Origin of the sequence: Paucibacter sp. DJ2R-2, from assembly GCF_025717675.1 — a bacterium.
Classification (GTDB): domain Bacteria; phylum Pseudomonadota; class Gammaproteobacteria; order Burkholderiales; family Burkholderiaceae_C; genus Paucibacter_A.
The window spans coordinates 52,880-67,564 of the sequence record NZ_JAJIRT010000010.1 but is presented as its reverse complement, the minus strand read 5'-3'; the positions used below and the strand labels follow the sequence as shown (position 1 = coordinate 67,564).

General features: G+C 65.4%; 14 protein-coding genes and 1 tRNA gene. 6 read left to right on the top strand and 9 right to left on the bottom strand.

The window, feature by feature from the left end:
- Positions 1 to 5: 5 nt before the first annotated feature.
- The 4 genes from LNV28_RS20100 (at position 6) to LNV28_RS20085 (ending at position 4,377) form a co-directional block, all read left to right on the top strand.
- Entirely contained in the window at positions 6 to 2,600 is a 2,595-nt protein-coding gene (locus LNV28_RS20100) for a [protein-PII] uridylyltransferase (RefSeq protein WP_263520370.1), read from the top strand.
- A 112-nt stretch (positions 2,601 to 2,712) separates the two neighbouring features.
- Entirely contained in the window at positions 2,713 to 3,495 is a 783-nt protein-coding gene (locus LNV28_RS20095) for a DUF2189 domain-containing protein (protein ID WP_263520369.1), read from the top strand.
- A 43-nt stretch (positions 3,496 to 3,538) separates the two neighbouring features.
- Entirely contained in the window at positions 3,539 to 3,754 is a 216-nt protein-coding gene (locus LNV28_RS20090) for a DUF2788 domain-containing protein (protein ID WP_263520368.1), read from the top strand.
- Entirely contained in the window at positions 3,754 to 4,377 is a 624-nt protein-coding gene (locus tag LNV28_RS20085) for a YitT family protein (protein ID WP_263569036.1), read from the top strand. Before LNV28_RS20090 ends, LNV28_RS20085 begins: the two co-directional genes overlap by 1 nt.
- On the opposite strand, the gene LNV28_RS20080 is transcribed toward LNV28_RS20085, so the two are convergent.
- From LNV28_RS20080 to lgt, 7 genes are all read right to left on the bottom strand, one after another.
- Complete coding sequence (locus LNV28_RS20080; protein WP_263520366.1) at positions 4,359 to 4,961, bottom strand: DUF3501 family protein; 603 nt, start codon at positions 4,959 to 4,961, stop codon at positions 4,359 to 4,361. The genes LNV28_RS20085 and LNV28_RS20080 overlap by 19 nt on opposite strands.
- A 101-nt stretch (positions 4,962 to 5,062) precedes the next feature.
- Positions 5,063 to 5,932, bottom strand: coding sequence for an alpha/beta hydrolase (locus LNV28_RS20075; RefSeq protein WP_263520365.1), 870 nt, complete (start codon positions 5,930 to 5,932; stop codon positions 5,063 to 5,065).
- 270 nt (positions 5,933 to 6,202) lie between these two features.
- Entirely contained in the window at positions 6,203 to 6,514 is a 312-nt protein-coding gene (gene soxZ / locus LNV28_RS20070; protein ID WP_263520364.1) for a thiosulfate oxidation carrier complex protein SoxZ, read from the bottom strand.
- A 19-nt stretch (positions 6,515 to 6,533) separates the two neighbouring features.
- Positions 6,534 to 6,929 carry a thiosulfate oxidation carrier protein SoxY gene (locus tag LNV28_RS20065; protein WP_263520362.1) on the bottom strand — a complete coding sequence of 132 codons (396 nt, stop codon included), beginning with the start codon at positions 6,927 to 6,929 and terminating at the stop codon, positions 6,534 to 6,536.
- 303 nt (positions 6,930 to 7,232) lie between these two features.
- A tRNA-Val gene (locus tag LNV28_RS20060) sits at positions 7,233 to 7,307 on the bottom strand.
- Positions 7,308 to 7,447: 140 nt separating this feature from the next.
- Positions 7,448 to 8,155 (bottom strand): DNA polymerase III subunit epsilon, encoded by a 708-nt coding sequence (gene dnaQ, locus LNV28_RS20055; RefSeq protein ID WP_263520843.1) that lies wholly within the window; start codon positions 8,153 to 8,155, stop codon positions 7,448 to 7,450.
- Between the two features lie 48 nt (positions 8,156 to 8,203).
- A complete protein-coding gene (gene lgt, locus LNV28_RS20050; protein ID WP_263520841.1) occupies positions 8,204 to 9,004 on the bottom strand; it encodes a prolipoprotein diacylglyceryl transferase in 801 nt (266 codons plus the stop codon).
- A 158-nt stretch (positions 9,005 to 9,162) separates the two neighbouring features.
- Here lgt and LNV28_RS20045 point away from each other — a divergent pair, with 158 nt between their 5' ends.
- Positions 9,163 to 10,824 (top strand): hypothetical protein, encoded by a 1,662-nt coding sequence (locus tag LNV28_RS20045; RefSeq protein ID WP_263520839.1) that lies wholly within the window; start codon positions 9,163 to 9,165, stop codon positions 10,822 to 10,824.
- 12 nt (positions 10,825 to 10,836) lie between these two features.
- Here the strand turns inward: LNV28_RS20045 and LNV28_RS20040 are convergent, their stop codons facing one another.
- Entirely contained in the window at positions 10,837 to 11,841 is a 1,005-nt protein-coding gene (locus LNV28_RS20040) for a tetratricopeptide repeat protein (RefSeq protein WP_263520837.1), read from the bottom strand.
- A gap of 65 nt (positions 11,842 to 11,906) precedes the next feature.
- The gene (locus tag LNV28_RS20035) at positions 11,907 to 12,863 is read right to left on the bottom strand and encodes a LysR family transcriptional regulator (protein WP_263520835.1); all 957 of its coding nucleotides are present in this window, start codon (positions 12,861 to 12,863) and stop codon (positions 11,907 to 11,909) included.
- Between the two features lie 97 nt (positions 12,864 to 12,960).
- Between LNV28_RS20035 and ilvD the strand changes: the two genes are divergently transcribed.
- A complete protein-coding gene (ilvD, locus tag LNV28_RS20030) occupies positions 12,961 to 14,661 on the top strand; it encodes a dihydroxy-acid dehydratase (RefSeq protein ID WP_263520834.1) in 1,701 nt (566 codons plus the stop codon).
- Positions 14,662 to 14,685: the final 24 nt, after the last annotated feature.

The following is a 14,685-nucleotide window of genomic DNA, read 5'->3' as shown; positions in this document are numbered from 1 at the left end:
CCGCCATGGCCAGCAGCATCACGGAGCTGCGCCAGCAGCTCAAGGGCGGCAAGCAGGCGCTGATCGAAGCGTTCCGCGCCGCGCCGCCGACCCAGCGCGCCGCCGAGCGTCTGCTGCGCCAGCTGGCCCGCCATGTCGACGGTGTGCTGCAGCAGCTCTGGGCCCAGGCCGAGATGCCGCCCGGTTTCTGTCTGGTGGCCGTGGGCGGTTATGGCCGCGGCGAGCTCTTCCCCTACTCCGATGTCGATGTGCTGCTCTTGCTGCCGGACGGGGTCGAATCGCACCAGCCCGGCGCCGTCAAGCAAAGCATCGAAGCCTTCATCACCGCCTGCTGGGACATCGGCCTGGAGCTGGGCTCCTCGGTGCGCACACTTGGTGAATGCCTGCAGGAAGCATCCGCCGATGTGACGGTGCAGACCGCCCTGCTAGAAGCCCGGCCGCTGGCCGGCGCACGCGCGCTGTTCAAGCAGATGGTGCAGGGCCAGCATGCGCATCTCGACGTCAGCGCTTTCTTGCGCGCCAAGACGCTGGAGGCCCGACAGCGGCACACGAAATTCGAGGACACGCCCTACTCGCTGGAACCGAATTGCAAGGAAAGCCCGGGCGGCCTGCGCGATCTGCAGGTGCTGATCTGGATCGCCCGCGCCGCCGGCCTGGGCCATACTTGGAAAGCCCTGGCCGCACGTGGCCTCATCACGGCCTTCGAGAGCCGCCAACTGCAGCGCAACGAAGGCCTGCTCAAGCTGATCCGGGCCCGCCTGCATGCGGTGGCCGGCCGACGCGAAGACCGCCTGGTCTTCGACCTGCAGACCGCCGTGGCCGAGAGCTTCGGTTACCAGTCCAGCAAGGCCCAGCGCGCCTCGGAAGTGCTGATGCGGCGTTTCTACTGGGCAGCCAAGGCCGTGACCCAGCTGAACCAGATCCTCTTGCTGAATCTGGAGGAACAGATCAACGGCTCCCAGCAGGGTCTGATGCGCCCCATTCCGGGCCATGAGCAGCAGTTCCTGGACCGCGCCGGCATGCTGGAAGTGGCCAGCGACGAGCTCTACGAGCGCGAGCCCCATGCCATCCTGCGCACCTTTCTGGTCTACCAGCAGACGCCCGGCATCAAGGGCTTGTCGGCCCGCACCTTGCGCGCGCTCTACAACGCCCGCGCGCAAATGGACGCGGCCTTCCGCCGCGACCCGGTGAACCGCGCCACCTTCATGCAGATCCTGCGCCAACCCGAGGGCCAGACCCACGCCTTCCGGCTGATGAACCAGACCTCGGTGCTGGGGCGCTACCTTTGGGTGTTCCGTGGCATCGTCGGCCAGATGCAGCACGATCTGTTCCACGTCTACACGGTGGACCAGCACATCCTGATGGTGCTGCGCAATGTGCGGCGCTTCTTCATCCCAGAGCATGCGCACGAGTACGCCTTCTGCTCGCAGCTGGCGGCGCAGTGGGACAAGCCCGAGCTGCTCTATATCGCCGCCCTCTTCCACGATGTGGCCAAGGGCCGCGGCGGTGACCATTCCGAGCTCGGCGGTGACGACGCGCGGCGCTTCTGCCGCGACCACGGCCTGAGCAAAGAGGACAGTGAGCTGGTCGTCTTCCTGGTTCAGCACCATCTGACCCACTCGCGTGTGGCGCAAAAGGAAGACCTGTCCGAACCCGAAGTGATCCAGCGTTATGTCGCCACCGTCGGTGATGCCCGCCACCTGACGGCGCTCTACCTGCTGACCGTGGCCGACATCCGCGGCACCAGCCCCAAGGTCTGGAATGCCTGGAAGGGCAAGCTGCTGGAAGACCTCTACCGCTTGGCCCTGCGCGCCCTGGGCGGCGCCCAACCCAATCTGGCCGCCGACATTGAGGCGCGCAAGAACGAAGCGCGCCACAGCCTGGCCCTGCACTCCATGCTGCCCGGCACCGAGACCGCGCTCTGGGACACCCTGGCTATCAGTTACTTCGCCCGTCATGAAGCGGGCGAGCTGGCCTGGCATGCACGCTCGCTCTGGCGCCATGTGCAGACCGCCACGCCGGTGGTCCAGGCCCGGCCCTCGCCGATTGGCGAAGGCCTGCAGGTGCTGGTCTATTCGCCAGACCGCCAGGACCTGTTCGCCCGCATCTGCGGATACTTCGACGGCGCCGGCTTCAACATCCTCGATGCCAAGGTCCACACCACCCGACGCGGCTTCGCCCTGGATACCTTCCAGGTCATCAGCCCCGATCTGGAACTGCACCACCGAGACCTGGTCTCCCTGGTTGAAACCAAGCTGAGCCAGGCCTTGCTGGCCCAAGGCCCGTTGCCCGAGCCGCGCCGTGGCCGGCTCTCGCGCCGGGTCAAGAGCTTCCCCTACACGCCGCGCATTGCCCTGCGACCCGATGAACGCGGCCAGGCCTGGCTGCTGTCCATCAGCACCAGCGACCGCGCTGGCCTGCTTTACGCGATTGCCCGGGTGCTGGCCCGCCACGGCATCAATCTTCAGCTGGCCAAGATTTCCACCTTGGGCGAGCGGGTGGAAGACACCTTTCTCGTCGATGGGCCTGCGCTGCAGCAGAACCGCGCCCAGCTTCAAATCGAGAGTGAATTGCTCGACGCAGTGAGCCTGCCCGCCTGAGCAGAGTGCAGCGCGGGCGCCATCCAGTGGCCCACCCGTGTTTGTCTTGATGGGCATCAAGGACATGACCGTGCGAGCATGGCACCATTGCTGCTGAGACCTGATCCCGCCCATGCCCTTCCTGGACACCGAAAAAGCCCTGGCCCAATCACGCAAATTCGGCGTGAAGCCCATTCCTGCCCTGCGCCCTCTGGGTTGGCTGGCACGCGGCTGGCACGATATGTGGCGCTGCCCTGGGGCCTCCCTGGCCCACGGCTTGGCCATGGCCCTGGCCGGCAGTCTGATCGTGCTGCTGGCGCGCCACCATTTCTGGCTGCTTGCCGGGGCCTTCAGCGGCTTCCTGTTGGTCGCACCCATCCTCGCCACCGGCCTTTATGTCATCAGCCGTGACCTGGAGCTGGGTCGGACCCCGAGCCTGCACACCGTGCTGCACACCTGGTGGCCGCGCGACGGGCGCCTGGTGGTGTTCGGCGTGCTGCTGGCCTTTGCCGGCACGGGCTGGGTGATGACGTCCGCCTCGCTGATCACCGGCTTCAGTGGCCACGCCATCCGCGAACCGATCGATTTCGTGCGCCATGTTGTGCTCAACGAAGACTCTCACCTGTTCGAGGCCTGGTTGGCCCTGGGCGCCTTGCTGGCCGCGCCGGTGTTTGCCTCCACCCTGGTCGCCGTGCCCCTGCTGCTGGACCGCGACATCGGCGTGCTTGGCGCCGTCTTCACCAGTTGGCGCGTGGTCATGGAGTACCCCGCACCGGTGGCCTTGTGGGCCGCAATCATCATGCTGCTGACCCTGCTGGGCATGGCCACTTTCATGGTCGGCCTGGTGCTGATCGTGCCCTTGCTGGGCCATGCCAGCTGGCATGCCTACCGCGATCTGGTCAGCGTTCACGACTGAACGCCGAGCTACAGACGCCGAGATCGGACCGAAAGACACCAGGATGTTTGGATACAGCGAACAGGAACTCGCCCAGTTTTGCCTCACCTGGGGCGTGGGCGGCTTCATGGCCTATATGGTGTTCATCATCCTGCAGTTGGCCCGTGAATCCAAGGCTGGCCGCTTCGGCACCTTCATCCTGCTGCTGGGCCTGGGCTTCGGCCTGGTGGGCTTCCTGGCCAAGGGCGTGATCAAGTACTTCATGGCCGGCATCGTCTGATGAGTTTGCGGGAGACCTTGAGCCGAACCTTCAAGCATTCGCTGCTGGAGGACGTGCAGGCCATCGTCACCGGCACCTTGTTCGTGGCCCTGGGTGTGGCCTTGTTCAAGCAGGCCGGCATGCTGACGGGCGGCACCGTGGGCATCGCCTTTTTGCTGCACTACAGCCTGGGCCTGCCTTTCGGCGCCTTGTTCTTCTGCATCAACCTGCCGTTTTACTGGCTGGCCTACCGGCGCATGGGGCTGCCCTTCACGCTCAAGACCATCGCGGCCGTCAGCCTGATGGCTGTGCTGGCCGAGGTGCTGCCACGCTGGTTGCAGTTCGCCGAGCTCAATATTTGGTTCGCCGCCATCACCGGCGGCCTGTTGATTGGCGCCGGCATGCTGATCCTGTTCCGCCACCGCGCTTCGCTGGGCGGGCTCAATGTGCTGGTGCTGTATCTGCAAGAAAAACGCGGCTGGCGCGCCGGCTATGTGCAAGCGGGGCTGGACGGTTTGATCCTGCTCTGCGCCCTGGGCTTTGTCGCGCCTGAGCGTGTCGGCATGTCCTTGCTGGGCATGGTGGCCATCAATGCCGCCCTGGCCATCAACCACCGACCCGGCCGCTATATGGCGGTGTCCTGAAAGTCACCGACCAGACTGCTCAACGTGGATGGGGGAATCGGTTCGTCAACCGGATAGGCGGGATGCTCGCAGCCGATATTGGCCGGTGTGCCAATGCGCAGGGCATCGCGCTGCTCGGGGCTGAACTCGAAGCGCAGGAAATGCACGGCTGAGGGCTTGTCCGGGGCAGCTCCGGGCGCCACGGGCGGTAAGTCCTCATTGGCCAAGGCATAGACGCGCTCCATGCCTTGCACCTCGACAAAAAAGCGCTGCTCAGCGCCCTGCAGCGCCGGCAATTCGACCTCGCGCTGCTGGGGGTCGGCGAACTCGATCAGCAAGCTGGCCCGCCAATTGCTGCCACTGGGCAGCAAGCGCGCATAGAGACTCAGTTCTCGCTCGATGTCCTCGGGCTCAACCAGGCGCTCGGCCAGCAAGACCTCCTGCAGCTGGTAACGCAAGGTCTGTTCGCTCTCGAACTGCAAGCTCATGTGTTCGCCCAGCAGCACCGAGCGACGGCGCCGGTACTCCTGGATCTCGGCTTGATGGGCCCGCCGGTATTCGCCGTAGTCCTCCAGACTGAGGAGACTTTCCGCGCTGATGCTCATGGCCTGGTCCTCATCCCTGATCCGTCCCCGTCGATGCTGCTCGTTCAGCCCCAGTTACGGCCAAGCTGCAGCACGCCCATGGTAGCGCGGCCTCGGCCGCGTCAAAGCAAAGCGCTGTACCAGCGCAGATCAAGCAGCTTGCGCGCCAGTTGGTGGCTGCGGCCCTGAGGATCCGCCAAATCATGAAGGATGTCGAAGTGATTGCAGCCGGCAATCTCTTCACAGATCGGCACCGCTCGCCGCCCCCAGGCCTGACGGATCAAGCGATTCTGACGACGAAACTCCTCACTCTCTTCGCTGCCGCAGATGGCATAGAGAGGCGTGTCAGGCGCTGGAAAATGAACCGGGCTCAAACGCCGCACCGACTCAGCATCGAGCTTGAGGTCAGACTGCAGGAAGGGAGTCTGGCGCAAGGGCGCCAGGTCATGCACGCCCGAGATCGACAGTACGCCCTTGACCAGATGGCGAGGCAAATCAGGCGCCACCACTTTCCAGTCGCAGCAGCTCAGCATGCTGGCCAGGTGCCCGCCCGCCGAATGGCCGACAAGGACGATGCGGTTAGGGTCGCCGCCGTGATCGGCTGCATGGCGCCACACCCAGGCCAGGGCCTGCACCAGTTGCAAAGGAATGCGCTCCATGCCGACCGAGGGACACAAAGCGTAGTTGGGAACCACCACCATGGCCCCTTCATCCGTGAAGGCACTGGCCACGAAAGAATGGTCCGCCTTGTCGAGTGCGCGCCAGTAGCCGCCATGCAGAAACACCAGCACCGGCGCCTGCGCGGTGGCGGTCGGAAACACATCCAGGCGCTCCGAGGGCGCATCGCCATAGGCAATGTCGAGTTCGCAGAGCGCCTGCTCCCGGACCAGCTGCGAAGCCCGACTCCATCGGTCCAGCAACACCGCACTGTCGGCGACCCGGGCGCGATTGTTGTACTGCGCGTCAAACCACTCGGCACTGCGACGAAGCATGGAAGGTCCTCAGAGTCAGAATTGCATCGGTTGCCGCGCAATCAGGGGCCACTCAATCACGGGCCGAGCCAGCATGCCAAGGCTGCCTGCGCCTGTCCAGACCGACAACACAGAGATGTCGTTTCAAACGCGATGAGCGCAGGCCTTTAGCAGCCTGGGGAACATCGTGTCCCAGCGAATCCGCCGGCAGCAAGATCTGACCCCCTGGGCGAGCTATGCGTTTGTGGCCATTGGGCTAAGGAAGTGATGGCAGCGAAAGCAAAGCAGCAGTTACGCCACTGCAGCCGTGTCGCTGCGCGTGCCACCCTGGTTGTCCGTCCAGGACACTTTGACGGTGTCGCCTTGCTTGGCGCCTTTCAGGGAGAAATCCAGATTGGGGTTTCTCGCCACATTTGGACCCAAGTCCACGCTCAGAACTTCTTTGCCATTCAGCTCGGTCTTCACGGTCTGGATGTAGCGGGCAGCGATGGTCTTGCCGGCAGCATCAAGCCGCAGGCCACTTTCCATTTCATGCGTGATCGCCACTCGCACAGCGAGCTTGTCGCCACTCAATCGCAGGCGGATTCGAATCGGACTTGCCATGGGAATGTCTCTCCTGATCTCAGCACCGGACCGGCGCACCGCTGACACCGTCCGCCCGCAAGCCTCGGGCCGGTTTCGCATCGGCACCGCAAGCACCCATGGCGACCTTGACTTCCTTCTGCGCAAACAAGACCTTCTTGTCCTGTGTGATGGCCACGGCAAACACCACCGAACTGCGCGCCAGCCGCAAACGCGTGGACGCCTCGGCCTCAAGTTCCGCACCCAAATTGAACACGGCGGCCAAGGCCGTCGGTGCACCGTCGAGCAAGAACATGACTTGCTTGACACCGGCAAGGCTGCAAGCGGCTGACACGGCCACGGAGGCGCCATCTTCGGCAATATCAGGGGCCTGGATGCTCACATCACGGCTTTCGACTGGCGCCGCATAGCCCAAGGCCTTCAAGGCCTCGTTCATGGTCTTGGCATCGAATGCGGCTCGACCTGCACCGGGAGTTGGCGCTTGCGCGCAGGCCAATTCAGCCAGGGCACCTCCACCCAAGAGCAAAGCCGCCACTCGAGCACCGGCCGTCAAACAAACTCTGCGCTTGATCATCATGTTCTTCTGAGGCTTCACTCGTCTCCCCTCGTCCAGGGCCGCTGCGTTGAAAACCTCCACTCTATCCGCTCTACGCCGAGCGGCCGAGAGCAGCTCAAGCCATCGCAACGCTGGGGCAAAGAAAAAGCCCCGCAAGCGCATGACTTGAGGGGCTTTCAGGCTTGGTGGGCGGTGCAGGGTTCGAACCTGCGACCCCTGCCGTGTGAAGGCAGTGCTCTACCACTGAGCTAACCGCCCGGTTGTCTTGGTCGCGTCATTTGACTCGCTCGGCTCACTCGTCTTTCGACTTGCAAACTTCGCTAACCGGGAAGCCCACGATTATGCCATGAGATTTTGAGTGCCGCAAGAATTTACTCGAAAACTTCGCAGCAACTCGGTCAAGCCCCGTCCTGCCAGACCCGCTTGCCGCCGCTGCTCTTGTCCAACTCGCCCAGCACTTTGGTGTGGGCAGCGAGCTCGGCCTCGTCGGCGCGCAGCACCGGCAGCTGGAAGCTGCGCAGGTCCACCGCCGCGAGCTTGAACTCAGCCGAATTGCTGTCGCTGCCAGCATCGTCAATCAGCAGCGCATCCTGGCCGCGGGTCATGTTGATGTAGACGTCGGCCAGCAGCTCCGCGTCCAGCAAAGCGCCGTGCAGCGTCCGGCCGGAGTTGTCCACTTCCAGACGACGGCACAGCGCGTCCAGGGAATTGGCCTTGCCCGGGAACATCTCGCGCGCCATCAGGAGCGTGTCGCGTACGCCGCCGACGATGTCGGTGATGGGCGGCTTGCGCAGGCGCTTGAGCTCGGCGTTGACGAAACCGATGTCGAACGGCGCGTTATGAATGACCAGCTCGGCGCCGGCCAGGAACTCAAGCAGTTCCTCAGCGACCTCGGCGAACTTGGGCTTGTCGGCCAGGAAGGCCTCGGTCAGGCCGTGGACGCGGAGCGCGTCCTCATGGCTGGCCCGCTCGGGGTTGATGTAGAGGTGGAGGTTGTTGCCGGTCAGCTGGCGGTTGATCATCTCAACGCAGCCGACTTCAATCACACGGTCACCGCCCTCGGCCTGCAGGCCGGTGGTTTCGGTGTCGAAGAAAATTTGACGCATTCGTAGTCAGTCAGCTCGGGGAGGACAGGGAAACAGAGCGCGCATCGCTCAGGCCGCATGGCGGCGGCTGGCCCAAAGCCAGATCGCCAGCCCGGCCGCGATCATGGGCAGGCTCAGCCATTGTCCCTGACTCAGCTGCAGGGCCCGCAGGCCCAGGAAATCATCGGGCTGGCGGAAAAACTCGGTGACAAAGCGCTGCGCGCCGTAGCCGATCAAGAACAGGCCCGAGACCTGGCCCGTCAAGCGCGGCCGCCGGGTGTAGAACCACAGCAAGGCAAAGAGGAACACGCCCTCCCCGAGCAATTGGTAGAGCTGGGACGGGTGGCGCGGCTCGGGCGAGCCCGATTGCGGAAACACCATGGCCCAGGGCAAGCTGGGGTCTGCAAAACGGCCCCAGAGCTCGCCATTGATGAAGTTGCCAAGTCGGCCAGCGGCCAGGCCGGTGGGCACGCAGGGCGCGATCAGGTCGGTCACCTCGAAGAAGCTGCGGCCGCGCAATTTGGCAAACAGCGCCATGGCGACGATCACACCGAGCAAGCCGCCGTGAAAAGCCATACCGCCCTTCCAGACCGCGAACACTTCAAGCAAATGGTCGATGTAGTAGTCGGGCTTGTAGAACAGCACATAGCCCAGGCGCCCGCCCAGCACCACGCCCAGCACGCCGAAGAACAGCAAGTCATCGACATCGCGCCGACTCCAGCCCGCCTGTGCATAGGGCGCCTGCTGCACCCGTCGCCCAGCCAGGAACAGGAACATGCCGAAGGCGGCCAGGTACATCAGCCCGTACCAGTGGATGGCCACGGGGCCGAGACGGAGGGCAATCGGGTCGAACTGGGGATGAACCCACATGGCGGCAATCCTGAACGGTGAGGCAAAAAGCAAGCGCGAGCCGCCACGAAGAGCAGCTGCACATCAGGCCGGCATCATAGCCAGCGGCGTCTGTGGGACGCTCGGCCCAGTGCTTGTACCCCTCCGCCATACCGTCGAGTTCACGCGATACTGCCGGCATGTCCGCCCTGCCCGCTCCTTGCTTGGCCACCGCGACCAGCCCCAGGGGACGGTGGCGGCGGTCGCTGCTGCAATACAGCCTGCAGCTCGGCCTGGTTCTGGGCCTGAGCCTACAACTGGCAGCCAGCACCGCACCGCCCTCGGAATCACTGGCGACCGCCAGCGCGCCGCGCCTGCTCGGCTTCGGGGACGCCACACAGCGCCGCATCGTCAGCACATCGCCTCTGGCACAGGCCTGGTTCAACCAAGGCTTGCAGCAGGCCTTCGCCTTCGATGAGATCGAGGCTCGCCGGGCCTTCACGGCGGCCTTGGCCGCTGACCCGCGCTGCAGCATGTGCGCCTGGGGTCTGGCCTGGCAGCATGGCCCGAGCTACAACAACCGCGTCCGCGGCGATCTCGGCGAAGCGCGGCGCTATGCACGCCTGGCCCAGCAGCTCTCGCTGGCCCATCGCGAAGCGCCGCTGGAGCGAGCCCTGGCCGAGGCCATGCTGGAGCGCCTGCAGGAAGGCGATGTCGCCAAGATGCCGGCCGCCACCCTGGCCGTGCTCGAGGCCTGCGGACCGGACACGACAGAGTCGCGCCAGGTCCACCCGCTGGACCGGGTGTTTGAGCGACGCATGCGCATCCTCAGCGAGATGTTCCCCAAAGACCCGGAGCTGCTCGCCTGGTGGGCCGAGGCCTTGTTCGTCATCCACCCCGAACCGTCCGGCCTGGACGCACTTTGGGCGGGCCTGAGCAGCCGCTTGCTCGAAGGCGTGGCTCTTCATCCTCAGCACACGGGACTGATCCACTACCTGAGCCATGCCGCCGACTCGAGCGCCGACGCGCCACGCGCCATCAACGCGGTGCAGAACCTGCAGCATCTGGCACCGGCCTCGCCTCATCTGCAACACATGAGCTCACATCTGCTCGTCAAGCTGGGGCGTTATGCGGAAGCCGTGCAGGCCAACCAGCGTGGGCTGGCAGCGCAGGCCCAACTGGACCAGCAGCTGCAGACGCAGGGCTTCACGGCCGGCATCAACTGGAACCCGCACAACCAACGCTTTCTGTGGATCGCTGCCCAGCTCGGCGGCGACTTCCCCACCGCCCTGGCCATGGCCGAGCAGCTGGCGGCCGAAGCGCCAGACGGCGAATGGGGTGACTTTCTGCGCGGCCTGCCCTGGTTGACCCTGGTGCATTTCGAGCGTTGGCGTGACATCCTCGCCCGCCCGAAGAGCGACGGTGTCAGCCCGCCCCTGTTGGCCCATGCCCGCGGCTTGGCTCGCCTGCGTCTGGGCCTGCTGGCGGACGCGCGCGCCGATGTGGCACTGCTGGAGCACCATCTCGAAGAGGAGTCGCGCAGCGGCCAGGAGCGCAAGCCGGCCCGAGTCGCCTTTGCCACCCTGCTGCTGGCGCCCCTGCAAGCCGAGCAGGCCTGGAGCCGCGGCGACGCCTCGGCAGCATTGGCCACGCTGCGCGAAGCGCTGCGCCTGGAAGCCGACATGAGCCCCAGCGAGCCGCCGCTCTGGGCTGCAAGCGCCCAGCGGTGGTTGGGTCAGATGCTCTTGCGCACGCGGGAGCGGGCAGCCGCCATCGCCACGTTTGAAGCCGACTTGCAGGCCTTCCCGGCCAACCAAGCAGCCAGAGCCGGCCTGGCCGCGGCGCAAGCCTTGCCGCGCTGAGAGCGGCTCAGATCAGCCGAGTTCGGCCAGGCGCTTGCGCACCTCGTCCTGGTTGCGCGGATTGGCTTTCTTGTTGCCAAGAAAACGCTCCAGCACCGTCTTGCCCTGGGCCTTGTCGCCCTTGGCCAGCAGGGCAAAGCCGAGGCGATGGTCGACGGCATAGCGGTCGGCACCTTCGGCCGTACGGGCTCGTTCCAAGGACTTGATGGCTTCGTCGATCTGGCCCGTTTCGCTGAGCAGACGGCCCATGCCGTAATGGCCGGCCGCATGAGCCGGGAAGTCGCGTTGCAGGCGCTCAAAAAGAGGCTTGGCTTTGGCGTACTGTTTCTCAGAAAACAGCTGGATGGCCAGTTGGTAGAGCCCGGCGCGCTGCCCGCTCAGCAAGTCCTTGTCCTCGCCGGCTTTGATGGCGCTGAGCTCGCGCTCGGCCTCGGCCCAGCGCTCTTCCTTGATCTCCACGCGGGCGCGCAGCAGCTTGGCATGCTCGGGCTGGCGGGCCTGAGCGGCGGCCGCCAACTCACGGGCTTTGCTGACGCTGCCACCGGCAATGCCGGGCGCCATCAGATAGAACTGCTGCAGAGCGTCGCGCGCATCAAAGAGCAGAGGATCCAGCTCGACCGCGCGGCTGAGGTTGTCCTTGATCTTGCCGCTGAGGCTGATGGCTTTCATCATGCCGCCGCTCATGGCCTGCACGCCCTGCAGCGAGCCCAGCACATACAAGCATGCGGCCTGGGCCGGCTGACGATCGGCGCAGGCTTGCACCGGCTTGATGGCCGACTCCACGCGTTTGGGGTCGCCCGCCTCCAGAGCCAGCAGGCCCAGAGCCAGCACGGCCTGGCTGTCTTCGGGCTCGGCCTTGAGCCGGGCCTGGGCGGCTTGCTCCAGTTCCGTGCTCTTGCCGGCCTCCAGCCAGTCGCGCCACTGCGGGTCTTTCAGTACTTCGGCCTGGGCAAGCCCGAGGCTGAGTCCCAGGCTCAGGGCCAGCACGCCATATCGAACAGTCTTCACACGCTTCACGGGGGTCTCTCCTGTTGGGGCCTGCGCATTAGAACGAGCGAGAGCGGCCGTGGTTGGCGGGGTATTCACCGAGGACTGAAGGTGGCTTTCGACACTTGCTGCGGCGGCAGGCCAGCGGGCAGCTGAGCCGCCACATGCTCGACAAAACGCCAGACGGCCGGCGCTGCATCGCGCCGCCAGATCAGCCGGGTCTCGCCGCGCGGCATCGGCGGCTGCAGGCCGGCCGGCGGCTGCACGGCACGATAGACCACGCCCGGGCGCTGAAAGCCCTGCATGCTGGCCGGCACCCAGGCCGCACCGATGCCGGCCGACACCAGATTGACGATGGTCTGCATCTGTATGGCCTCCTGCTCGATGCGCGGCTCGCAAGCCTGCGCTCGGTAGACCGCGACGATGGCATCGAAAAGCGAGGGCGCGATGGCGCGCGGAAACATCACCAAGGGTTGGTTCAGCACCTCGGCCAGCGGCAGCTGCTCGCGGCGGGCCAGTGGCGAATCGGCACTCAAGGCCAGCAGCAGCGGCTCGTCTGCGACCTGCAGCGACTCGAAACCCGGCGGCACTGCGCCCAACGCGTGCAGCACAAAACCGGCATCGATCTCGCCGGCCTCGAAGGCTTGCAGCTGAACATCCAGCGTGGCCTCGCGCAGGCTCAGCGCCACATCGGGCACCTGCTCGCGAAAGCCCTTGAGCCAGCGCGGCAGCTCGCCATAGCCCACGGTGGAGACGAAAGCCAGGCGCAGACGCCCGGCGCTGCCGCGAGCCGCCGCCTGGGCCAGCGCCGGTAGTTCCGCCGCCTGGACCAGCAGGCCCTGGGCCAACGGCAGCAAGGCCGCGCCGGCGGGGCTCAGGCTCACCGAGCGGCTGCTACGGATGAAAAGGCTGGCGCCCAGCTCGGCCTCCAGCTTCTGGATGGCCTGGGTCAGCGGCGGCTGGGTCATGTGCAGGCGCTCGGCGGCGCGGCCGAAATGCAGCTCTTCGGCCACGGCAACAAACTGGCGCAGGCTGCGCAGATCCAAGCTCATTGATTCATCCAGCGTATTGATTAAATCTGAATAATATATTTGAAAACCAATCGGCCGTCCGAGATACTGAAGCCACCCCAGCAGGAGACACCACACCATGAGCCAAGACAGCCAGCCCATCCGCTTTGACCGCCGCTCCAAAAACATCACGGAAGGCGTGGCCCGCGCACCCAATCGCTCCATGTACTACGGCATGGGCTATCAGGAGACGGATTTCGGCAAGCCCATGATCGGCGTGGCCAATGGCCACTCGACCATCACGCCCTGCAATTCGGGCCTGCAGAAGCTGGCCGACGCGGCCGTGATCGGCCTGAAGGAAGCCGGCGCCAACCCGCAGATCTTCGGCACGCCGACCATCTCGGACGGCATGGCCATGGGCACCGAGGGCATGAAGTACAGCCTGGTCTCACGCGAAGTGATCTCCGACTGCGTGGAAACCTGCGTGGGCGGCCAGTGGCTGGACGGCGTGATGGTGATCGGCGGCTGCGACAAGAACATGCCCGGCGGCATGATGGGCATGCTGCGTGCCAATGTGCCGGCCATCTACATCTACGGCGGCACCATCAAGCCGGGCCACTACAAGGGCCAGGACCTGAACATCGTCTCGGTCTTCGAAGCGGTGGGGCAATTCAGCGCCGGCAAGATGAGCGAGGAAGACTTCTGCCAGATCGAGAAACGCGCCATCCCCGGCAGTGGCTCCTGCGGCGGCATGTACACCGCCAACACCATGAGCTCGGCCTTTGAAGCACTGGGCATGAGCCTGCCCTACTCCTCGTCCATGTCCAACGTCGAAGACGAGGTGGTCGAGAACACCAAGAAGGCCGCCGCCGTGCTAGTGGAGGCGGTCAAGGCCGACCTGAAGCCGCGCGACATCGTCACCAAGAAGGCCATCGAGAACGCCGTGGCCGTGATCATGGCCACCGGGGGCTCCACCAACGCCGTCTTGCACTTCCTGGCGATTGCGCACGCGGCCGAGGTGGAATGGACGATCGATGACTTCGAACGCATGCGCAAGAAGATTCCGGTGCTCTGCGACCTCAAGCCCAGCGGCCGCTTTCTGGCCGTAGACCTGCACAAGGCCGGCGGCATTCCCGCTGTGATGAAGGTGCTGCTGCAAGCTGGCCTGCTGCATGGCGACTGCATCACCATTACCGGCAAGACCGTGGCCGAGAACCTGGCCGAAGTGCCCGAGCTCTCGACCACGCAAGAGGTCATCCGCCGGGTGGACCAGCCCATGTATGCGCAAGGCCACCTGGCCATCCTGCGCGGCAATCTCTCGCCCGAAGGCTGCGTGGCCAAGATCACCGGTCTGAAGAGCCCGGTGATGACCGGCCCGGCCCGCGTGTTCGAGGACGAGCAGTCGGCCCTGGCCGCCATCATGGCCGGCAAGATCGCGGCGGGCGACATCATGGTCTTGCGCTACCTCGGTCCCAAGGGCGGCCCCGGCATGCCCGAAATGCTGGCCCCCACCGGCGCCCTGATTGGCCAAGGCCTGGGCGAAAGCGTGGGCCTGATCACCGACGGCCGCTTCTCCGGCGGCACCTGGGGCATGGTGGTCGGCCACGTCGCACCCGAGGCCTACGAGGGCGGCGTGATCGCCCTGGTGCACGAGGGTGACCGCATCACCATCGACGCGCATCAGCTGAATCTGGAGCTGCATGTCGACGAGGCCGAGCTGGCCCGCCGCAAGGCCGGCTGGGTCAAGCCCGCGCCGCGCTACACCCGCGGTGTGCTGGCCAAGTTCGCCAAGAACGCCTCCAGCGCCAGCTCGGGCGCAGTGCTGGATCGTTTCGAGTGAGCAGCGCCGGCAGCAGCCGGCTCA